Here is a 20526-nt window from a genome sequence, read left to right as displayed (position 1 = left end):
CTGACGACGGTCGACCAGCCGCCGGCCCGGGTGCTCCCCGGGGCGGGCTCGGGTGGTCCCGGCCGCAGTCCCGGACGGGCCCGGGCGACTGGCCAGGTTCCGCGGGTAGGGAAGTGGCGGTAGGGTTCTCACCGCACGGACTCGTCCGTGCGTGCCGCCTTAGCTCAGCTGGTAGAGCACCGCTCTTGTAAAGCGAAGGTCGTCGGTTCGAATCCGACAGGCGGCTCCATCGAAGGCCCCGTTCCGTGATCCACGGAGCGGGGCCTTCGCCGTGGGGGAGGCGCGTGGCGCGCCGGTCCGGTCCGGGGACGCGCACGGTGCAGTTCGTCGCCGAGCTCGTGAATCGTTCGCCGAACTCGTGAGAGAGGGCCCGTCCGCGCGCCGAGGCGCCCGTGGCTCACGAGTTCGGCGGGCCGTTCACGAGGTGGGCGAGCCGTTCACGAGGTGGGCGAGCCGCTCACGAGTTCGGCGCGCCGGGCGGGAGAGCGGAGGGGACCCGCGGGGCCTACGGGTTGTTCAGGAGGGGGCGGTGCTTGGAGAGGAGGGACTCCTCGAGCTCGCGGGCCTCGTCGGCGGAGGTGGTCTCGATCCAGCCGATGGTGCACTCGCGGACCCACGCGTTGACCGCGGCGACGTCCTTGGCGTCGAGGACGCTGGCCCGCTTGCGGGAGGTTGCCGGCGGGGTCGTCAGGACGTGCCCCGCGACGGCGCGCCGGAAGGCGGACCGGGACAGGTCCGTGGTCGTCCCCAGGTGCGTGCGGATCCGCGACTTCAGTCCCGAGGCCGCAGCGGCGAGGTAGACGACCTCGTCGTCGTGAACCCACGCGTAGACGCCGGGTGACGACGGAATCTGATAGGCCGCGATCGAGGTGGCGGGCGTGAAGGTCGGTGCGGGGACGGAGGTCCAGGGCCAAGAGGCAGTCATGGTTCGACTCTGTCACGGATGCCGCAAGCCGACGACCACACCCGACCCGCCAGCGGTGCCGCAGGGCAGACGGGTTGTTAGGGTTCCCGGATGGATCGCCCCGCGCAGCCCGAGGACCCCAGGACCGCCGACCCCGCCGACCCCGCCGACCCCGCCGCCCCCGCCGACCCCCGGACCGCCGACCTCGCCAGAGTGCTGGCCGCCTGGTCCCCGGTGGGTGTGGCGCAGCGAGCGCTCCGTGACGACTACGCGGACTTCGTCGCCGCTCGACCAACCACTGCGCTCGAGCGCGACGGCGGCCCCGAGCACGTGACCGGCAGCGCCTTCGTCTTCAGCCCCGACCTCACCGAGGTGCTGCTCTGCTTCCACCGCAAGGGACAGTTCTGGGTCCAGCTCGGTGGGCACGTCGAGCCGGGGGACGTCTCGGTGGCCGAGGCGGCGCTGCGCGAAGCGCGGGAGGAGAGCGGGCTCGACGACCTGGCCCTGCTCCGGAAGGCGCCCGTCGACGTCGACCGGCACGGGCTCGGTGACGGCTTCGGCCGCTGCGCGGTCCACTGGGACGTGGGGTACGCCGTCGTCGCCCGCGGGGGTCTGGAGGGCTCGGTCAGCGAGGAGAGCGAGGCGCTGGCCTGGTTCCCGGTCGCGGCGCTGCCGGGGGACACCCCGGACGGGTTCGCGCGCCGGGTCGCCGGGGTCCTGCGCGAGCTCGGCGCGTAGCCGGGCCCCCGCCCCAGCTCGGCGCGTCGCCGGGCCCCCGCCCGAGCTCACCCGAACGGCGTGAGCTCGGGGTATTTCGCTGCCCGGGCGTCGCCGGAGGACTGCTTGCGCAGGCGGCGGGTCGCCCACGGGTAGACGTGCTCACGCAGCCAGTGCGCGTTCTCCCGCACCCACTCGATGCGTGGGACCGGCGCGAGCGGGGTGAGCGGGTCGTCCCACGCCTCGTCGTCGGGCAGCTGGTCGAGGCCGCGCAGCGCGGCCTGGGACACCCTGCGGTGCCCCTCAGGGGTGAGGTGGATGCGGTCCGTGGACCACATCCGCCAGTCCCTGAGGGACCGCATGCCCCACACGTCCATGACGAACGCGTCATGGCGGTGGGCGATCGACCAGATGAGGGAGTTGTAGATGCCCACCCGGCCGCGGGTCATCGACACGATCGGGCTCTCTGCGGTGTCGAAGCCGGTGCACAGCAGGACGTCGGCGCCGGTCGCGCGGATCGCCGCGACGGCGTCCTCGAGGTTGCGGGCGATCTGGTCGATGTCGACCGTGGGGCGCAGGATGTCGTTGCCGCCCCCGATGATGCTCACCAGGTCCGGCTTCATGTCCAGGGCGGCCGGCAGCTGGTCGCCGATGATCGAGCGCATGAGCTTGCCGCGGATCGCGAGGTTTGCGTAGAGCAGCGGGTCGTGCCCGGCGTCGATGCGCCGGTGGGACAGGGTCTGGGCGAGCAGGTCTGCCCAGCCGCGGCACTGGGTGTCGTCGTCGGGGTGCACGTCCCACAGGCCTTCGCTGAACGAGTCGCCGATCGCCACATAGCGTGACCACGGCCCCGGCGACGGGAGGTGCTCCACGCCGTCGGTCGAGGGGTGCGGCGGGGCAGACGGGCCGGACAGGCCAGCCGCGGCCGACGGCGCGGCCTCGGTGGGCGGGCCAGCCGGGGCGGGGGACTGCGGGTTCGGGGAGCTCTCGGACTCGGTCATCCTCCCATTCTGACGCAGATCAACACCGGCGCCTCAGAACGGTCACCCGTGTCGCACCAGCAGCCCGCTCCAGGGCAGCGCGGCCGGGGGCTAGAACAGCACCCCGGCGGGTTCGACGGCCGGCGCGGCAGGTAGCGTCCAGTCGACGGGCGCGGCGCCCTGGGCGACCAGCAGCTCGTTCACCCGGGAGAACGGACGTGAGCCGAAGAACCCCCGGCGGGCGGACAGCGGGCTGGGATGTGCGCTCGCGATGATCGGGACGTCCCCCAGCGCGGGGGTGAGGGACTGCGCGTCCCGTCCCCACAGCACGGCCACGAGCGGCCCGCCCCGGGCGACGAGCGCGGCGATGGCACGGTCGGTGACCGCCTCCCACCCGAGTCCGCGGTGCGAACCGGCGTCACCGGCGGCGACGGTCAGCACCCGGTTGCACAGCAGCACGCCCTGGTCCGCCCAGGCGGTGAGGTCCCCGGTCGCGGGCGCGGGGGCACCGACGTCGTCGTGCAGCTCGGTGAAGATGTTCTGGAGCGACCGCGGCAGCGGGCGGACGTGCGGCTGGACCGAGAAGGAGAGCCCCATCGCATGCCCCGGCGTGGGGTAGGGGTCCTGCCCCACGACGAGCACCCGCACCCCGGCGAGCGGCTCGCGGAAGGCGCGCAGCACCGCCGCGCGCTCGGGGAGCACGAGGTTCGCGGTGGGCACTGTGGGCGCCGACGGTCCCACGGCGTCTGCGGCGTCGGCCGCGTCGGCGACGGGGCGCAGCAGCCGGGCGTCGAGGTCGTCGATGAGGGCGGCGACCGGGGTGAGGGCCGCCGCCCAGTCGGGGGCGACGGAGTCGAGGAGGGGCATTCTCCGAGGGTCCCAGACGAATGACTCCCATGTCATTCGCACGTAAGATGCAGGGATGGGCCGCCCGGTCCTGACCGGTCGGCGAGGTGACGTCTCCCCGCCACGGGCCGGGGAGGTCCTCGGCGGATGTGGTGTGCACGCCGTGCGGACCGCGAGGAGCGGAAGCGCGGGCCGCAGGACATCGAGCAGGACATGAGCCGGACGTGAGCCGGACGTGGACCAGGACAACGACCCGAGCGGGAGGACCAGCAGGTGGGAGTCAGCATGTTCGAGGTAGTCGCCGACCCGCCCCGGTCCGAGGACCAGGCGGGCGACCAGTCAGGCGTCCAGCCCCTCATCCACGCGGAGTCCCCGACAGGCGCCCCGGAGGCCGTTCAGGAGGCTCCGGCCCCGGACACGGCGGTGCTGAGCGAGCGCGACGCCGCGATCCTGGCCTTCGAGAAGCAGTGGTGGAAGTACGCGGGCGCCAAGGAGCAGGCGGTCCGCGAGCTCTTCGATCTGTCCGCGACCCAGTACTACCAGGTGCTCAACACGCTGCTCGACTCACCGGCAGCGCTCGCCGCGGAACCCATGCTCGTCAAGCGGCTCCGTCGGATGCGCGCCAGCCGTCAGCGTGAACGCACCCAGCGCCGCAGTCAGCCCTGAGGCCAGCGCGTCCGTCGAAGTTCTCCGTGGCACCCGCTAACCTTGGGCCGTGAGCAAGCCGACTTCGAAGTACCCCGAGGACGAGTTCGACGTCCTGGAGCCCGACACTGCGCCCTCCGGCGTGCACCGTGCCCCCAAGTCCGCCTGGAACAAGGTCGCGCCTTTCGTCGTCGTCGTGGTGACCTGCGCGGTGCTCGCGGTGGGAACGGTCTACTACCTCGCGCAGTCGCCGACCTCACGGCTGAACATCGCACCGACCCAGGCCGCGACGGCTCCTGTCGAGCCGACCGAGGACGCGGACGCCGCGACCCCCGACGCCACGGATGCGGCGACCCCCGACGTCGAGGCCACTGAGGAGCCTACGGTCGAGCCCGAGGAGCCGGTCGAGCCGCCCGCCGTCGCTGACACCGCGACCTCCGTCCGGGTGCTCAACGCGACCGGCCGGTCCGGCGTGGCCGCCGGTGCCGCCGAGACCCTGGCCGACGCCGGCTGGACCGACGTCGTCGCCGACAACTTCACCGGCACCAAGCCGACCAGCTCCCTGGTGTACTTCAAGGACTCCGCCAGCGAGGCCTCCGCGCGCGAGGTCGCCCAGCTGCTGGGCATCACCCAGGTGATCGAGGCGCCCAAGCTCGTCGGGCCCGTCTCGGTCGTCCTCGCGGGATCGTTCGGGAACTAGTCAGCAGGTGACCGACGTCGTCGTCGTCGGGTCCGGGCCGAACGGTCTCGCGGCAGCGGTCACCCTGGCTCGGGCCGGGTTGACCGTCCTGGTCCTGGAGGCCCAGCCGACCCCTGGTGGGGGCGCCCGGACGGAGCCGCTCGGCCTGGCCGACGGCGTCGAGCACGACCTGTGCTCGGCCGTCCATCCGCTCGCGCTCGCCTCCCCGTTCTTCCGGGCCTTCGACCTGGCCGGGCGCGGCGTCGAGCTGCTCCAGCCCGAGGCGGCGTACGCGCACCCGCTCGACGGGGCGCGCGCCGGCATCGCCTACCGCGATCTCGAGCGGACCGCGCAGTCCCTCGGGGCCGACGCCGGTGCGTGGCGCTCGCTCCTGGGGCCGCTGGCGGCCGCGCCCGCCGCGGCGGTCTCCCTCATGCTCGGGGAGCGGCGCCTGAGGTGGCCCGGGGAACCGGCACCCGGGAGCCAGGCCGGATCGCGGGGCTGGCGCTCGGGAGCTGCGGACCTCGCCGCCACCGCCCGGGTCGCGGCGCACCTCGGGCTGGCCGTCGCCGAGCAGGGGAGCGCCGCGTGGGGGGCCCGGTTCTCCGGTGAGGTCGCCCCGGCGCTGCTCACCGGCGTCGCCGCGCACGCGATCACACCGCTCCCGTCCCTCGCGGGTGCCGGGACCGCGCTGCTGCTCGGGTCCCTCGCCCACTCGTCCGGCTGGCCGATCCCGCGGGGCGGCTCGGTGGCCATCACCGCAGCGCTGCTCGCAGACCTGGCCGCGCACGGGGGAGAGGTGCGCACCGGCGTCGTCGTCGGGGCGGGTGACCTGCCGCCGGCGCGGGCCTACGTCTTCGACACCTCCCCGCGGATGGCCGCCCAGATCCTCGCCGAGACCATGCCGTCGCGGGCACGGCGGGCGCTGGGACGCTTCCGCTACGGCAACGCCGCGGCCAAGGTCGACTTCGTGCTCTCCGGACCGGTCCCGTGGGCGCACGCCGAGGTCGGGCGGGCCGGGACCGTGCACGTGGGCGGTTCCCGGGCGGACATGGCCCGCGCCGAGCACGACGTCGCCCGCGGCCGCCACGCCGCCCGGCCGATGGTCCTGGCGAGCGACCCTACCGTGGCCGACCCGGGCAGGGCGGCCGGCGGGCTGCGACCGCTGTGGACGTACGCGCACGTCCCGGCGGGGTCCGAGGTGGACCCGACCGAGGCGATCACCGCCCAGCTCGAACGCTTCGCCCCCGGGTTCCGCGACGTCGTCGTCGCCTCACGGGCGGTCACCGCTCAGGGCATGGCTGCCCACAATGCGAACTACGTCGGCGGTGACATCGCGGCCGGTGCGGTGACCCCGTGGCAGATCCTCGCGAGGCCCACGCCGTGGCTCGCGCCCTACGGCACAGGGGTGGACGGGGCGTACCTGTGCTCGGCGTCGACCCCGCCGGGGCCCGGGGTGCACGGCCTGGGCGGGTGGTACGCCGCCCGCCGCGTCCTGCGCGAGCGGTTCGGCATCCGCGAGCTCCCCTCCCTCGCCCCCTAGCCGACCCTCAACCCGCCCGCCCGCCCGCCCTCCCTCCCTCCTCCCTCCCGCCCTCCCCCCTCCCTCCCGCCCTCCCTCCCTCGCTGAGTGCGGGCGAACGGCTGGACAAACCGGACGCCTGGCAGCCGAACGGCCGCACTCAGCGGGAGGTGGGGCCCGCCCGGGGCCCGCAGCCGGCCCGGCCTCCGGCCTGGCCGGTGGGCGGGGCGGGTCAGTTGTTGAGGTAGGTGAGGGCGAGGAGGACGTTCGCGCTGCTCCACGCGAGGGGGGCGAGCTGGGCGGGGGAGCCGTCGAAGAGGACCTTCTCCGGGATGGACCCGGTCGTGGTGCGGTGCTCGTCGACCCACCGCAGCCAGCCGACGGCCGCCTCGTCCTCACCGAGCGCGGCTGCTGTCATCGCGAAGACGGTCGTGGTCGGGGTCCAGGAGATGCCGTCCTGCTTCCAGCCGGCCCCGGGCGCGAGGCCTCCGCCGGAGCGCGCCATCGCCTCCGGCGCGGCCGCCCACGCGGCCAGCACGTCGTCGTCGACCGCGTCGGCGAACGGGGGGAGCAGAAACGCGACGGCGGTGTCGACGTCGGAACCGCCCTGCTCCCGGGGGAAGGTCGGGCCGAACTTCTCCCGCACGACGCCGTCGAAGGTCGTCGCGGCCCGCGCGACGGTGGTGGCCCGGAAGGGCTTGTCGAGCAGGACGAAGAGGTCGTCGGCCCCCTGCAGGGCCATGAGCAGCGGGGCCGACGTCCCGAGCGTGGCCTTGCGGGTGCGCTTCTCCCAGTAGTCGGGGGAGGCGGGGGGCAGGGTGGTGCCGTCCTCGGTGAGCGCAAGGGCGTGGGTGGTGCTGCGCTCGATGAGCGGCTTGAGCAGGCGGGCCGCCGCCGCCCGAGCCGCCGGGTCCTTGATCTCGGCGAGCACGGTCGAGGTGCTCCACAGCGCCCACCCGGTCGCGTCGGTCTGCACGCCGCGGTCGTCGGGCGGACCGGAGCCGTCGGGGAGGTAGCGGGCCTCGAAGGACCCGTCCGGGTGCTGGACCTTCTGCAGGAACTCCAGGATCTCCAGGGCGTCGTCGGTGTGCCCGGTCGCGGCCAGCGCGGCGGCGACGAAGGCGTTGTCCCGCGGCCAGGCGTAGCGCCAGTGCGGGGTCCACCCCGCGACCACGGCGCCGTCGTCGAGGGTGAGCGCGTACAGGTCGAGCAGCGCGTTCTCGGACATGTCCTCGAACTCGGTGCCGGCGCCCGGGACGGTGCCCGAGGCGACCCAGTCGCGCATGTCCTGCGCGGCGGCGAGCTCGGCGGGGGTCGCCGTGGCGGGGTCGGCGACCGCGACCCGGCTGCCGTCGAGGAAGACCAGCCCGCTGTCCGGGGCGAGCGGAGTGCGCGTGCCGTCGGGGGCCACCGCGAGGCCGGTCGAGGCGAGGGGGACGACGGCGGTGGTCTGGGCGGGGGCGAAAGGTCCGCGCTGGGAGTGCCAGGCGGCTGCGGTCGTGCCCAGGACGAGGGCGGTGACGACGGCGCCGGCCGCGACCGGGGGGAGGCGGCGTCGGGCACTGTGACTGAGTGGGCGGCGCGGGGGCCATCCGCGCAGGCCACGGCTGCGCACGGGGCGCGGTGGCGACTGCGGCGGCGCGGGAGCCACCTCGACGTCGGCGTCCTGTGTGGTGAAGGTCACGGAAGAACAGTATCGCGCGCGGCAAGACCTGTTTCCGCCGTCGGCGTACCGCTGAGGGGCGTGGAATGGTCGGTCGGCCTTGCACTCTCGGGGGTCGAGTGCCAATAATGGCGTTAGCACTCTCGCACCGAGAGTGACAGAAACATGGGTCGACCAGTGAGGCGCGGACCCGGCGGCGTGACATGAACGCCACCGATCCACGCCGTCCGTCGCGGGCACGAGCCGACCATCACACGCCACCAGTGGAGGATCACACCCCAATGGCAAAACTCATCGCCTTCAACGAGGAGGCCCGTCGCGGTATGGAGCGTGGACTCAACATCCTCGCCGACACCGTGAAGGTCACGCTTGGCCCCAAGGGCCGCAACGTCGTCCTCGACAAGAAGTGGGGAGCGCCCACCATCACGAACGATGGTGTGAGCATCGCCAAGGAGATCGACCTCGAAGACCCGTTCGAGCGCATCGGCGCCGAGCTCGTCAAGGAGGTCGCCAAGAAGACGGACGACGTCGCCGGAGACGGAACGACCACGGCTACCGTGCTCGCCCAGGCGCTCGTGCGTGAGGGACTGCGCAACGTCGCCGCCGGGTCCAACCCGATCGCCCTCAAGCGCGGCATCGAGAAGGCCGTCGAGGGTGTCATCGAGCAGCTGCTCATCGCTGCCAAGGACATCGAGACCAAGGAAGAGATCGCCGCCACCGCTGCGATCTCGGCCGGGGACACCGCGATCGGCGAGCTCATCGCCGAGGCGCTGGACAAGGTCGGCAAGGAAGGTGTCATCACCGTCGAGGAGTCGAACACCTTCGGCCTCGAGCTCGAGCTCACCGAGGGTATGCGCTTCGACAAGGGCTTCCTGGCCCGCTACTTCGAGACTGACGCCGAGCGTCAGGAAGCTGTCCTCGAAGACCCGTACGTCCTTATCGTCGAGTCGAAGATCTCGAACGTCAAGGACCTGCTGCCGCTGCTCGACCAGGTCATGAAGGCCGGTCGCTCGCTGCTCATCATCGCCGAGGACGTCGAGGGCGAGGCTCTTGCGACCCTCGTGCTCAACAAGATCCGCGGCACGTTCAAGTCCGTCGCCGTCAAGGCTCCGGGCTTCGGAGACCGCCGCAAGGCGATCCTCCAGGACATCGCCATCCTCACCGGTGGACAGGTGATCTCCGAGACCGTCGGTCTCAAGCTGGAGACCGCGACCCTCGACCTGCTCGGTCAGGCTCGCAAGGTTGTCGTCACCAAGGACGAGACCACGATCGTCGAAGGCTCCGGCGACGTCGACCAGATCGCTGGCCGCGTCAAGCAGATCCGCTCCGAGATCGAGAAGTCGGACTCCGACTACGACCGCGAGAAGCTCCAGGAGCGCCTCGCCAAGCTCGCCGGCGGTGTCGCGGTCATCAAGGCCGGTGCCGCAACCGAGGTTGAGCTCAAGGAGCGCAAGCACCGCATCGAGGACGCTGTCCGCAACGCGAAGGCTGCCGTCGAAGAGGGCATCGTCGCCGGTGGTGGCGTCGCTCTCATCCAGGCCGGCAAGCTCGCCTTCGAGACTGCTGCCATCCTCGCCCTCGAGGGCGACGAGGCGACCGGCGCGCAGATCGTGCGTGCCGCGATCGACGCTCCGCTCAAGCAGATCGCGATCAACGCGGGCCTCGAGGGTGGAGTTGTGGCCGAGAAGGTCCGCAACCTCCCCTCCGGTCACGGCCTCAACGCCGCCACTGGCGTGTACGAAGACCTGCTCGCGGCTGGTGTGAACGACCCGGTCAAGGTGACGCGCTCTGCTCTGCAGAACGCTGCCTCGATCGCGGCCCTCTTCCTCACCACCGAGGCAGTTGTCGCCGACAAGCCCGAGAAGGCCGGCTCCATGCCGGGCGGCGACGGCGGCATGGGCGGCATGGACTTCTGAGTCCACCCCGCTCCACCGCGCGCTAGCGCTTGCAGAGGGCTGGTTCACCCGGGATTTCCCGGGCGGACCAGCCCTTTGTCGTGCCCGACGGCGTGGGTCCGGTGGTGTGGGCCGGCGACGCCGCCCGGCGGTGGCGCCCGGTGGCGCCCGGTGGCGCCCGGTGGCGCCCGGCGGCGTCGGCCCCGCCGAGCTCGTCCGCGGCTCGCCGAACTCGTGAATGGTTCGCCGAACTCGTGAGCGACGGGGGTTCTAGGGTCGCGGACGGCCGTGGCTCACGAGTTCGGCGAACGGCTCACGAGTTCGGCGCGGGATTCGCGAGCTCGACGGGCGGGCGGCCGCGGCGGGCGTCCGCGGCGGGCGCCCACGGACGCCCGAGTGCCGCGTCTCAGGTTCCCAGGGATCCGATGTTGTTCTGGATGGCCACGGCGGCGGCGCCCTGGGCCCAGGCGGTGAAGCCGGTCGTGTCGACGAGGAGCTCGAGGGGGCTGGCGTCAGGGTCGCGGTCCGCGGCGAGCGTCGCCTCGAACTCCGGGCCGACGGCGTCGAGCAGGGCGATGCCCTCACCCGAGAGCACCACGGTCGAGACCATGGCGATGTTGGTGACCGCGGCGACCAGGCGGCCGAGCGCACGCCCGGCGGACTCGACGACCGCGCGGGCGGGGGCGCTGCCGGCGGCGGCGAGGTCGAGCACCTCTTCGTAGGTGACGGGGCGGCCCAGTGCCGTGGAGACCTGCGCGGTCATGCTCGGCATCGAGAGCATCGCCGTCGAGCAGCCCCGGTGGCCGTCCATGCACAGCGGGCCGCTCGCGTCGAGGGGGAAGTGGCCCAGCAGACCCAGCCCGACGTCGGGGGTGCGGATGAGGCGGTCGTTGACGACCAGGCCGTAGCCGACCCCGGCGCCGATGGTGATGACGGCGAAGTCGGTGCGTCCGCGCGCCGCCCCGAACCAGTGCTCGGCCGCGGTCAGCGCGACCACGTCGTTCTCGACCGTGGTGGGCAGCCCGAGGCGGTCCCGGACCGCGGTCGCCAGGTCGACGTCGCGCCAGCCGAGGAAGGGCGCGCGCTGCACGACGCCGTCGCCGGTGACGTTGCCACCGATGCTGATGCCGATCCCGGCGAAGTGCGACGGCCCGCCCAGAGCCTCCACGACGGCGACGATCGCCTCCAGGACCGCGGGCAGGTCGGTCGTCCCGAACGTCGCGCGGGCGTCCTGGAGCCCGTTGGCGCGCAGGTCCGTGCTCACCCCGAGGGCCGCGTCGCCGGTGATCTTGATGCCGACGAAGCTCAGGGCCCTGACCTGGATGTCGAGCGGGCGAGCGGGGCGCCCGACGCCTCCGTCGGTCAGCTCGGTGCCTTCGATGAAGATGCCCTGGTCGAAGAAGGGCTTGCTCAGGCGGGTGAGGCTCGCGGGGGAGAGACCCAGACGCCGCCCGACGTCGCCGCGCGAGATGGGACCGCGGACGAGAACTTCGCGGGCGAGGTCGCGGGCGGAGTCGCTGAGCGGAGGGCTCGACTGCGAGGTCATGGAGTGTTTCTCCTTGTCGGAGCGTATTACGTTCCATCATCATACTATTTCCAGCCCTGTGCGACGAGAGCATTTCTCAAACCTCTCAAATCGTAGGGGTTGACAGGGCAATTCTTTCCGTCTAGAAATTAACCATGCAACGAAGCACTCTCCACCTGCGCCACGGCGGCACCAGCGTCGTCCTCGACCTCACCACGGGCGGGCTCCCCGCCATCGTGCACTGGGGGACCGACCTGGGCGAGATCAGCCCCGCCGCGCTCGACGGGATCGCCCTCGCCGCCGCGCCTCAGCGGGTCTCCGGCGGGATCGACGTCCCGGCCCGGCTCACCCTGCTGCCCCAGGACGCCTTCGGCTGGCAGGGCACCCCCGGCCTCGACGGCCACCGCGCCGGACGATCCTTCTCCAGCGCCCTTGCGCTCACCGACGTCGCCGCGACCGAGACCAGCGCCACGGTCACAGCCCGGGACGACGTCGCCGGCCTCGAGGTCGTCGTCGAGCTGCAGGTCACCGCGGCCGGTCTGCTCACCCAGCGCCTCACCGTCACCAACCTCGCCGACACCCCCTTCGAGCTCGTCGCGCTGACCCCCACCTTCCCGCTGCCGGCCACCGCGACCGAGGTCCTCGACACCACCGGACGCCACCTGCGCGAGCGCTCCCCCCAGCGCCGCGACCTCACCGTCGGCATCCACCTGCGGGAGAGCCGCAAGGGCCGCCCGGGCGCCGACGCGAGCGTGCTGCTCGCGGCCGGGGAACGCGGCTTCGCCTTCGAGTCCGGACTGGTCCACGCGGTCCACGTCGCCTGGAGCGGCAACCACCGCCTCGCCGCCGAGCGCACCATCACTGCCGAGGCGTTCCTGCAGGCGAGCGAGCTGCTGCTGGCCGGTGAGCTGGTGCTGGCCCCGGGGGAGTCCTACGCCACCCCGCTCGCGATGGGCTCCTGGGGCGAGGGCCTCAACGAGCTGTCCGGGCGCTTCCACACCGAGATCCGGGGGCGTGACGTCCACCCGCGCCGCCCTCGCCCGGTCACCCTGAACACCTGGGAAGCGGTCTACTTCGACCACGACCTGGCCACCCTCACCGCCCTCGCCGAGCGGGCTGCCCGCGTCGGCGTCGAGCGGTTTGTGCTCGACGACGGATGGTTCCTCGGCCGCCGCGACGACACCGCCGGTCTGGGTGACTGGTACGTCGACCCGGCCGTCTGGCCCCAGGGCCTGGACCCGCTCATCTCCATCGTGCGCGGCCTCGGCATGGAGTTCGGGCTGTGGTTCGAGCCCGAGATGGTCAACCCCGACTCCGACCTGGCGCGGGCGCACCCGGACTGGCTGCTGCAGCCGGGCGGGCGCCTGCCCGTCCCCGCCCGCCAGCAGCAGGTGCTCAACCTCGCGATCCCCGAGGCCTTCGACCACATCCTCGCCCGGATCGACGCCCTGCTCAGCGAGTACGACATCGCGTACATCAAGTGGGACCACAACCGGGACCTGCTCGGAGCCGGTGACGCCAGCACCGGACGCGCCGTCGTGTACGAGCACACCCTCGCCCTGTACCGGCTGCTGGACGCGCTCAAGGAACGCCACCCCGGGCTGGAGATCGAGTCCTGCGCCTCGGGCGGGGCGCGCGTCGACCTCGGCATCCTGGCCCGGACCGACCGGATCTGGACGAGCGACTGCATCGACCCGATCGAGCGCCTCGACAACCAGCGCTACACCGGTCTGCTGCTCCCGCCCGAGCTCATGGGCGCGCACATCTCCGGCCCGCGCTCGCACTCCACGCACCGCAGCCACGACCTCTCCCTGCGCGCGGGCGTCGCGTTCTTCCAGCACCTGGGCATCGAGTGGGACATCTCCCACATCACTGATGCCGAGGAGGCCGAGCTCACCCGCTGGGTCGGTGCGCACAAGGCCGCCCGCGACCTCGCCCACACCGGCCGCACCGTCCACGCCGACCTGCCCGACGCGTCGATGGACCTGCGCGGGGTCGTGGCCGCCGACGGATCGCGGGCCCTGTTCACCTTCACCCAGCGCGCGACGAGCGCCACCTACCCGCCCGGGCGCCTGCACCTGCCCGGACTGGACCCGCTGCGCACCTACACCGTCCGTCTCGCGGAGCCGTTCGACGCCGTCCCCGGCCCGGGGCAGTCCCCGTTGCTGTGGGCCCAGCGCGGCGTCACCACGACCGGGCGCGCACTGGCCACCGCTGGCCTGCAGGCCCCCGTCCTCTACCCGGAGCAGCTCGTGCTCCTCGACGTCGAAGCCACCACCTGAGGGCCCGCGTCACCGGGAGCGACCACGCCACCAGCCGGGGCGCTCCCGACCAGCCTCGACAGCCCCGCACCGGGTCGTGTCGTCACCGTTTGCTCGCGCAAGGAGGCGCAGAATGCATCCCACACCGTTCCCGATCAAGACAGACCCGCCCCGTTCCCGCCCAGGGCACACCCACGCCCGACGCCGGCTGCACCGCGTCGTCGCCTCGGCCGCCGTCGCGGCGCTCGGGCTCGTCGCCGCCGCCGGGTGCGCCCCTGAGTCCGAGGGCGTCACCGTGAACTTCTTCCAGTTCAAGCCGGAAGCGATCGCCCAGTTCGACGACCTCATCGCCGGCTTCGAGGCGGAGAACCCGGGGATCACGATCGTGCAGAACCACGTCCCCAACGCCGACACGGCGCTGCGGACCCTGCTCGTCAAGGACAAGGTCCCTGACGTCATGACCCTCAACGCCGGCGCCACCTTCGGTGAGCTCGCCCAGGCCGGCGTGTTTGCCGACCTCAGCGACACCGCGGCGCTGACCACGGTCGCCCAGGAACCGATCGACATCGTCACGGCGCTGGGCCAGTTCGAGGAGGAGATCAGCGGCGTGCCCTTCGCCCTGGCCGCCTCGAGCATCATCTACAACAAGACGATCTTCGCCGAGCAGGGCATCGAGGTGCCCACGACCTGGGACGAGCTCATCGCCGCCGCGGACGCCTTCCAGGCCGCCGGGATCACGCCGTTCTACGGCACGCTCAAGGAGCAGTGGACGGTCCTGCCGGCGTTCAACAACCTCGGTGCGGCGCTCATGCCGGAGAACTTCTTCGAGGACCTGCGCGCGCAGGGGACCGACGTCAGCCCAGACTCCGGGGCCTCCTTCAGCGCGGACTTCGTCGAGCCCGCCGAGAAGCTCAAGCAGCTCTTCTCCTACAACCAGGACAACCGCGACTCGCGCGACTACAACGCCGGGAACAAGGCCTTCGCCGACGGGGAGTCGGCGATGTACCTGCAGGGGACCTACGCGATCGCGCCCATCCTCGCCAACAACCCCGAGCTCGACCTGGGGACCTTCCCCTACCCGTCCTCCAACGACCCGGAGCGCAACCTGCTGGTCACCGGGGTCGACGTGGTGCTCGTCGCGGGGCGGGACACCCCCCACCGCGCCGAGGTCGACCTGTTCATGGACTACCTGATGCGGGCCGAGAACGTGGCCACCTATGGCGAGGCGCAGTCCACCTTCTCCCCGCTCAAGGACGCTGAGCCCTCGACCAACCCCTACCTCGCCGGTCTCAACGACTTCGTGGCGCAGGGGCGAATCACCGGGTACATCGACCACCAGATCCCGTCGGCGATCCCGCTGCAGCCCATGCTGCAGCAGTTCATCCTCGACGGCGACACCGAGAAGTTCCTGACCGACCTCGACAGCGAGTGGCGCAAAGTCGCGTCTCGCTCGTCCAAGAGATGACGGAGCACGACCATGGCACTGGCCTCACCCCCGCTGAGCCCGACGGTTCCTGAGCCGTCGAGCACGAGCAGCGCCCCACGACGCAGCAGCATCGGCCGCGTCGCACCGACCTTCTACTGGATGGTCATCCCGGCCATCGCGCTGTTCTTCATCCTGCACACGATCCCCGTGCTCTCCGGCATCTTCTTCTCGATGACGAACTACGCCGGCTACGGGACCTGGGACTTCACGTGGTTCGACAACTACGTGAACCTGTTCAAAGACGACCAGGTGATCGACGCGTACCTGTTCACCTTCGGCTTCGCGATCGTCGCCACGATCGTGGTGAACGTCATCTCGCTGGCGATCGCCCTGGGCCTCAACGCGAAGATCAAGTTCCAGACCGGGATGCGCGGGATCTTCTTCATCCCCAACATCCTCTCCATCCTCATCATCGGCTACGTCTTCAACTACCTGTTCTCCAACTCCCTGCCCGAGATCGCGGACCGGCTGGGCATCACGGCGTTGTCGACGAGCATCCTGGCCAACCCCGACCTCGCGTGGGTGGGCATCGTCATCCTCGCGGTGTGGCAGGCCGCAGCGTTCAACATCATCATCTACCTCGCCGGTCTCCAGACCATCCCGGGTGAGCTGTACGAGGCGGCGTCGCTGGACGGGGCGGGGATGGCCCGCAAGTTCACCTCGATCACGTTCCCGCTGATCGGTGCGTTCTTCACGATCAACATGGTGCTCTCGCTGAAGAACTTCCTCCAGGTGTTCGACCACATCGTCGCCCTGACCAACGGTGGTCCGGGGACGTCGACCCAGTCGGTGTCGCTGCTCATCTACCGCGGTGGCTTCCAGGGCGGGGAATACGCCTACCAGACGGCGAACGCAGTGATCTTCCTGCTGGTCATCGTCGCCATCTCACTCATCCAGCTGCGTGTCCTGAACCGTCGGGAGGCTTCGTTCTCATGACCACCACCCTCAACCCCGAACCCGCCGAGATCTCCCCGGCGACCCGCGCTGCCCAGCCCAAGACCCGACGTCGGCCACGGCGTGACGAGGAGGGCCGCCAGATCAACTGGTGGATCACCGCGCTGCTCATGGTCTGCGCGCTGACCGTCCTCATCCCGCTGTACTTCACGGTGATCACGGCCTTGAAGACCCCCGACCAGCTCGGCGGGACCGGCTTCGAGCTGCCGACGTCGATCAACCTGCAGAACTTCGCCGAGGCGTGGGAGCTGACGAACTTCCCGCGGGCGCTGATGAACACCGCGTTCATCACGGTCGGTGCGGTCCTGCTCACCCTGGCCACGAACTCGATGGTCGCCTACGCCATCGCCCGGAACATGCACCGCAAGTTCTTCAAGGGCATCTTCTTCTACCTCGTCTCGGCGATCTTCGTGCCGTTCCCCATCATCATGCTCCCCGTGGTGAAGCAGACGGCGCTGATGGGTCTGGACAACCAGGCCGGGCTGATCCTGCTCTACACGGTGTTCGGGCTGTCGACGAACACGCTCTTCTTCGTGGCGTTCATCCGGTCGATCCCGATCGAGCTCGAGGAGGCCGCGCTGCTCGACGGCGCGACGACGTGGATGGTCTTCCGCAAGGTCGTCTTCCCGCTGCTGTCGCCGATGCTCGCCACCGTCGGGATCCTCACCTGCGTGTGGGCGTGGAACGACTTCATCCTGCCGCTCGTGGTGCTCTCCGACCCGTCGGCGCAGACGCTGCCGCTGGCGAACTACGTGTTCCAGGGCCAGTTCAACACCAACTACACCGCTGCCTTCGCGTCCTACCTCATGGCCATGGCACCGTTGCTCCTGGTGTACCTGTTCGCCCAGCGTTGGGTGATCTCCGGCGTGATGAGAGGCTCGATCAAATGACCATGCCCGACGCCGCAGCAGCGGTCCCAGAGACAGCCGCCGGTCCCGCGGTGGGCACCACGCCCACCGCGCCGGTGGCGCCCCCCGCCCCGCCGTGGTGGACCTCCGCGGTCGTCTACCAGATCTACCCGCGCAGCTTCGCGGACGGCAACGGCGACGGGCTCGGTGACCTCGCCGGGATCCGGTCCAAGCTGGACCACCTCGCTGACCTCGGTGTGGACGTGCTGTGGCTGTCCCCGATCTACCCGTCCCCCCAGCACGACAACGGCTACGACATCAGCAACTACGAGGACATCGACCCGCTCTTCGGGTCCCTCGCCGAGTTCGACGAGCTGCTCGCCGAGACGCACGCCCGCGGCATGAAGCTCGTCATGGACCTCGTGGTCAACCACACGAGCGACGAGCACCCGTGGTTCGTCCAGTCGCGGTCCTCGCTGACCGACCCGAAGCGGGACTGGTACTGGTGGCGCTCGCCCCGGGCCGTCGCGGAGTCGGACCTGCCGACTGAGCCGGCCCAGCCGGCCCAGTCGACCGAGCCGAACGCCTGGCGCTCGGCGTTCAGCGGCCCGGCGTGGACCCTGGACGAGCGGACCGGGCAGTACTACCTGCACCTGTTCGCCCCCCAGCAGCCCGACCTCAACTGGGAGAACCCCCAGGTCCGGGACGCCATCTACGCGATGATGAACCGGTGGCTGGACCGCGGGGTGGATGGCTTCCGGATGGACGTCATCAACCTCGTGTCCAAGCGGCTCGAAGACATCGACGGCGACTCTGCCGTCGGCGGCCTCGGCTTCTCCATGGGACCCCGGCTGCACGAATTCATGCACGAGATGCACGAGGCGGTCTTCGCCGGCCGGGACGCGCAGCTGATCACCGTGGGGGAGATGCCCGGGGTGAGCGTGGACGAGGCCCGGCTGTTCACCGACCCGGCGCGCCGCGAGCTGGACATGGTCTTCCAGTTCGAGCACGTCTCCCTCGACCAGGGCGCGGACAAGTTCGACCCGCTGCCGCTCGACCTGGTGGCGCTCAAGGCGTCCCTGGGCCGGTGGCAGGACGGCCTGGCCGACGCCGGGTGGAACAGCCTGTACCTCAACAACCACGACCAGCCGCGCCTGGTCTCCCGGTTCGGGGACGACGGCCGGTTCCGCTACGAGTCCGCGACGGCCTGGGCGACGGTGCTGCACCTGCACCGTGGGACCCCGTACGTCTACCAGGGCGAAGAGCTGGGGATGACGAACGTCCCCTTCGCCGACATCGACGAGTTCCGTGACATCGAGTCGATCAACTACTACCGCGAGGCCGTCCTCGAGCAGGGCCGCGACCCCGGACCGGTGCTCGCGGGGCTGCGCAAGATGGGCCGCGACAACGCCCGGACCCCGGTCCAGTGGGACGGGACCGCCCACGCCGGGTTCACCACCGGTGAGCCGTGGATCCCGGTCAACCCCAACTACGTCACGGTCAACGCCGCGGCCGACCGCGCCGCCGAGAGGTCGGTCTTCGAGTTCTACCGCGCGCTCATCGCGCTGCGGCACACCAACGCCACGGTGGCCCTGGGACGGTTCGCGCTGCTCGAGCCCGAGCACCCGACGCTGTACGCCTTCACCCGGGAGGGTGAGGGCGAGCAGCTGCTCGTCGTCGCGAACATCTCCGGTGCGCCGCTGGCGGTCCCGCTGCTCGAGGACTGGCTCGAGGAGGAGGTCCTCGTGACCAACTACCCGACGCCGGCCCACGGGGCGGGCACCACCCTCGCCCCGTGGGAGGCCCGGGTCTACCACCGCACGACGACCTCGTAACCCTTCGTCGACCTCGTGCCCCCTGCGCCGACCTCGTGACCTGTTCGCCGAACTCGTGAGCGACGGGCGTTTGCACCGTCTGGATGCCCGTCGCTCACGAGTTCGCTGGAGCGCTCACGAGTTCGAGGGTCGTTCGGCTACAGGAAGTTGGTGCGGGCGGCGAGCTCGGCCTCGTCGTAGGTGGCTGCGGTGCGGCTCAGGGCCGCCGTGATCGCGTCGAGGCCGCTCTCCACCTGGACCTGCGTGGCCTGCCACTGGGCGACCACGCCGGAGAACGCGAGCGCGGCGGCCCCCGTCCACGAGCCCTGCAGGTCGGCCAGGTGGCGCTGCATCGCGGCGACCTCCGACCTCAGGGTGGTCACCGAGGTGGCGACCACGACGCTCGCGTGGGAGACCTGGCTGACGTCGACACCGAACTTGCTCATCGTGACTCCTGGGGTCGGTGGTACCCGTGGGTACCCGGTGCGGACTCCCTGGGTGGACTCCGTCGCCTGGGCACCACGCTAGGGAGGCGGCCGGGCTGCCCACCGGCTGTCCCCGCAGACCTGTGGGCCCCGATGGGGCGGGCGGCGACGTGTGGACGGGCTCTTGCCCCGGGCTGACCCCGGGCTGCCCCCGGCAACCCGGGTCACGGCCGAGCTCAGCCCCCGGTGGACTCGCGCACGACGAGCCGGCTGCGCAGGAGCGGCGTCGCGGCGTCGGGCTCGCGGCCTTCCATGAGGGCCCGGAGGTGGGCGCCTGCGGCGTACCCGAGCTCGCGGCCGGGCAGCTCGACGCTCGTCAGGCTGGGCCGGCTGACCTGGGAGTAGGGGAGGTTGTCGAAGCCGGTGACGGCGAGGTCGCCGGGGACGTCCAGGCCCAGCCCGCGGGCCCCGGAGAGCACGCCGTAGGCGTGGGTGTCGGTCGCGCAGACGACGGCGGTGACACCCTGCGCCCGCCAGTCGTCCCACGTCTGGCGGAAGGCCGAGGCTGACTCCTCGAGGTCGATGATCGAGCGGACCTCCGGCCCGGGTGCCCTCTCCATGCCGAGCTGCTGCGCCCGGTCGAAGAAGGCCTGGCGGCGCAGCACGAAGGTCGCGGTCTCGGTGATCGAGTCGAGGTAGGCCACGGTCCGGTGCCCGCGCGCGGCCAGATGCTCGGCGAGCGACCGGGCCCCCGCCGCCACCTCCATGTCCACCGACGGAGGGCCGCCGACGATGTCGGGGGCGTCGAGCAGGACCGTGGGCGCCTCGATCGCCAGGTCCTGGAGGAACTGGGCGTTGGGGGCGTCGACGAGCAGGCCGGCGGGGCGGAAGGCGAAGAGCGCCCGGACGTCGTCGGCCTGGGGGACCTGACCGACGTCGCTCACCGAGAGCAGGAGCTGGTAGGTGGGCCCGAGGGCGTCCTTGACCCCGGTGATGACCTTGGCGAAGAACGGGTTGGCGATGTCGGGGGCGACGAGGATGACGAAGCTGCTCGACCCGCGCGAGAGCGAGCTCGCGACCTTGTCGACGACGTAGTTGAGCTCGCTGATCGCCTGCTCGACGCGGGTGATGATCTGCGGGGACACCCGACCGGCCGTCTTGCCGTTGGCGACCAGGGAGACGGTCGCGGGAGAGACCCCGGCCCGCGCGGCGACCATGGCGGCGGTGACGCGCTGGTACGGGCCGCGGGCGGTCCCGCCCTGCTCAGTCCTGTCCATGCCTCAGATCGTAGCGACCCCAGACCCGCCCATGTCGGTCCGCGCTGGTCCGCGAGTCGTCAAGCGCGTAACCCCTGGTGAACGT

General features: G+C 71.5%; 17 protein-coding genes and 1 tRNA gene. 11 read left to right on the top strand and 7 right to left on the bottom strand.

Features of this window, described 5'->3' with window-relative positions; genetic code table 11:
• The first annotated feature begins 153 nt into the window (after nt 1-153).
• A tRNA-Thr gene (locus ACWA15_RS15735) sits at nt 154-229 on the top strand.
• Between the two features lie 276 nt (nt 230-505).
• On the opposite strand, the gene ACWA15_RS15730 is transcribed toward ACWA15_RS15735, so the two are convergent.
• Nucleotides 506-925 (bottom strand): GIY-YIG nuclease family protein, encoded by a 420-nt coding sequence (locus ACWA15_RS15730; RefSeq protein WP_464056405.1) that lies wholly within the window; start codon nt 923-925, stop codon nt 506-508.
• Nucleotides 926-1015: 90 nt separating this feature from the next.
• Here ACWA15_RS15730 and ACWA15_RS15725 point away from each other — a divergent pair, with 90 nt between their 5' ends.
• A complete protein-coding gene (locus ACWA15_RS15725) occupies nt 1016-1642 on the top strand; it encodes an NUDIX hydrolase (protein ID WP_464056404.1) in 627 nt (208 codons plus the stop codon).
• 47 nt (nt 1643-1689) lie between these two features.
• Here the strand turns inward: ACWA15_RS15725 and ACWA15_RS15720 are convergent, their stop codons facing one another.
• Complete coding sequence (locus ACWA15_RS15720; RefSeq protein WP_464056403.1) at nt 1690-2622, bottom strand: SGNH/GDSL hydrolase family protein; 933 nt, start codon at nt 2620-2622, stop codon at nt 1690-1692.
• Between the two features lie 90 nt (nt 2623-2712).
• Entirely contained in the window at nt 2713-3468 is a 756-nt protein-coding gene (locus ACWA15_RS15715; RefSeq protein WP_464056402.1) for a uracil-DNA glycosylase, read from the bottom strand.
• A gap of 264 nt (nt 3469-3732) precedes the next feature.
• On the opposite strand from ACWA15_RS15715, the gene ACWA15_RS15710 reads away from it, so the two are divergent.
• The 3 genes from ACWA15_RS15710 to ACWA15_RS15700 are packed head-to-tail and all read left to right on the top strand — an operon-like array spanning nt 3733 to nt 6314.
• Nucleotides 3733-4113 (top strand): DUF3263 domain-containing protein, encoded by a 381-nt coding sequence (locus ACWA15_RS15710; RefSeq protein WP_464056400.1) that lies wholly within the window; start codon nt 3733-3735, stop codon nt 4111-4113.
• Nucleotides 4114-4162: 49 nt separating this feature from the next.
• A complete protein-coding gene (locus tag ACWA15_RS15705; RefSeq protein WP_464056398.1) occupies nt 4163-4792 on the top strand; it encodes a LytR C-terminal domain-containing protein in 630 nt (209 codons plus the stop codon).
• A gap of 7 nt (nt 4793-4799) precedes the next feature.
• On the top strand, nt 4800-6314 hold the full coding sequence (locus ACWA15_RS15700; protein WP_464056397.1) for a phytoene desaturase family protein: 1515 nt from the start codon (nt 4800-4802) through the stop codon (nt 6312-6314).
• A gap of 211 nt (nt 6315-6525) precedes the next feature.
• On the opposite strand, the gene ACWA15_RS15695 is transcribed toward ACWA15_RS15700, so the two are convergent.
• Nucleotides 6526-7977, bottom strand: a complete 1452-nt coding sequence (locus ACWA15_RS15695) for a glycoside hydrolase family 15 (protein ID WP_464056396.1) — start codon at nt 7975-7977, stop codon at nt 6526-6528.
• Nucleotides 7978-8237: 260 nt separating this feature from the next.
• Here ACWA15_RS15695 and groL point away from each other — a divergent pair, with 260 nt between their 5' ends.
• Nucleotides 8238-9872, top strand: a complete 1635-nt coding sequence (gene groL / locus ACWA15_RS15690) for a chaperonin GroEL (protein ID WP_464056395.1) — start codon at nt 8238-8240, stop codon at nt 9870-9872.
• A gap of 385 nt (nt 9873-10257) precedes the next feature.
• Here the strand turns inward: groL and ACWA15_RS15685 are convergent, their stop codons facing one another.
• Complete coding sequence (locus tag ACWA15_RS15685; RefSeq protein WP_464056393.1) at nt 10258-11397, bottom strand: ROK family protein; 1140 nt, start codon at nt 11395-11397, stop codon at nt 10258-10260.
• Nucleotides 11398-11531: 134 nt separating this feature from the next.
• Between ACWA15_RS15685 and ACWA15_RS15680 the strand changes: the two genes are divergently transcribed.
• The 5 genes from ACWA15_RS15680 (at nt 11532) to ACWA15_RS15660 (ending at nt 18760) form a co-directional block, all read left to right on the top strand.
• A complete protein-coding gene (locus tag ACWA15_RS15680) occupies nt 11532-13658 on the top strand; it encodes an alpha-galactosidase (RefSeq protein ID WP_464056391.1) in 2127 nt (708 codons plus the stop codon).
• Nucleotides 13659-13770: 112 nt separating this feature from the next.
• Nucleotides 13771-15102, top strand: coding sequence for an ABC transporter substrate-binding protein (locus ACWA15_RS15675; RefSeq protein ID WP_464056389.1), 1332 nt, complete (start codon nt 13771-13773; stop codon nt 15100-15102).
• A 12-nt stretch (nt 15103-15114) separates the two neighbouring features.
• The gene (locus ACWA15_RS15670) at nt 15115-16059 is read left to right on the top strand and encodes a carbohydrate ABC transporter permease (protein WP_464056387.1); all 945 of its coding nucleotides are present in this window, start codon (nt 15115-15117) and stop codon (nt 16057-16059) included.
• The gene (locus ACWA15_RS15665) at nt 16056-16967 is read left to right on the top strand and encodes a carbohydrate ABC transporter permease (protein WP_464056386.1); all 912 of its coding nucleotides are present in this window, start codon (nt 16056-16058) and stop codon (nt 16965-16967) included. Before ACWA15_RS15670 ends, ACWA15_RS15665 begins: the two co-directional genes overlap by 4 nt.
• Nucleotides 16964-18760, top strand: a complete 1797-nt coding sequence (locus ACWA15_RS15660; RefSeq protein ID WP_464056385.1) for a glycoside hydrolase family 13 protein — start codon at nt 16964-16966, stop codon at nt 18758-18760. Before ACWA15_RS15665 ends, ACWA15_RS15660 begins: the two co-directional genes overlap by 4 nt.
• A 137-nt stretch (nt 18761-18897) precedes the next feature.
• On the opposite strand, the gene ACWA15_RS15655 is transcribed toward ACWA15_RS15660, so the two are convergent.
• A complete protein-coding gene (locus ACWA15_RS15655; protein WP_464056383.1) occupies nt 18898-19185 on the bottom strand; it encodes a WXG100 family type VII secretion target in 288 nt (95 codons plus the stop codon).
• Between the two features lie 215 nt (nt 19186-19400).
• Nucleotides 19401-20441 carry a LacI family DNA-binding transcriptional regulator gene (locus tag ACWA15_RS15650; protein WP_464056381.1) on the bottom strand — a complete coding sequence of 347 codons (1041 nt, stop codon included), beginning with the start codon at nt 20439-20441 and terminating at the stop codon, nt 19401-19403.
• Between the last annotated feature and the right edge of the window lie 85 nt (nt 20442-20526).

This window comes from Sanguibacter sp. TS_SC_8, from assembly GCF_055361235.1.
This window is presented reverse-complemented; position numbering and strand designations above follow the sequence as displayed.

Excerpts from the sequence above, each read along its gene's own strand:
- ACWA15_RS15680 (WP_464056391.1), top strand. The coding sequence starts at position 11,532 with ATGCAACGAAGCACTCTCCACCTGCGCCACGGCGGCACCAGCGTCGTC.
- ACWA15_RS15665 (WP_464056386.1), top strand. The coding sequence starts at position 16,056 with ATGACCACCACCCTCAACCCCGAACCCGCCGAGATCTCCCCGGCGACC.
- groL (WP_464056395.1), top strand. The coding sequence starts at position 8,238 with ATGGCAAAACTCATCGCCTTCAACGAGGAGGCCCGTCGCGGTATGGAG.
- ACWA15_RS15720 (WP_464056403.1), bottom strand. The coding sequence starts at position 2,622 with ATGACCGAGTCCGAGAGCTCCCCGAACCCGCAGTCCCCCGCCCCGGCT.
- ACWA15_RS15730 (WP_464056405.1), bottom strand. The coding sequence starts at position 925 with ATGACTGCCTCTTGGCCCTGGACCTCCGTCCCCGCACCGACCTTCACG.
- ACWA15_RS15675 (WP_464056389.1), top strand. The coding sequence starts at position 13,771 with ATGCATCCCACACCGTTCCCGATCAAGACAGACCCGCCCCGTTCCCGC.
- ACWA15_RS15685 (WP_464056393.1), bottom strand. The coding sequence starts at position 11,397 with ATGACCTCGCAGTCGAGCCCTCCGCTCAGCGACTCCGCCCGCGACCTC.
- ACWA15_RS15670 (WP_464056387.1), top strand. The coding sequence starts at position 15,115 with ATGGCACTGGCCTCACCCCCGCTGAGCCCGACGGTTCCTGAGCCGTCG.
- ACWA15_RS15725 (WP_464056404.1), top strand. The coding sequence starts at position 1,016 with ATGGATCGCCCCGCGCAGCCCGAGGACCCCAGGACCGCCGACCCCGCC.
- ACWA15_RS15710 (WP_464056400.1), top strand. The coding sequence starts at position 3,733 with ATGTTCGAGGTAGTCGCCGACCCGCCCCGGTCCGAGGACCAGGCGGGC.
- ACWA15_RS15715 (WP_464056402.1), bottom strand. The coding sequence starts at position 3,468 with ATGCCCCTCCTCGACTCCGTCGCCCCCGACTGGGCGGCGGCCCTCACC.
- ACWA15_RS15660 (WP_464056385.1), top strand. The coding sequence starts at position 16,964 with ATGACCATGCCCGACGCCGCAGCAGCGGTCCCAGAGACAGCCGCCGGT.
- ACWA15_RS15655 (WP_464056383.1), bottom strand. The coding sequence starts at position 19,185 with ATGAGCAAGTTCGGTGTCGACGTCAGCCAGGTCTCCCACGCGAGCGTC.
- ACWA15_RS15650 (WP_464056381.1), bottom strand. The coding sequence starts at position 20,441 with ATGGACAGGACTGAGCAGGGCGGGACCGCCCGCGGCCCGTACCAGCGC.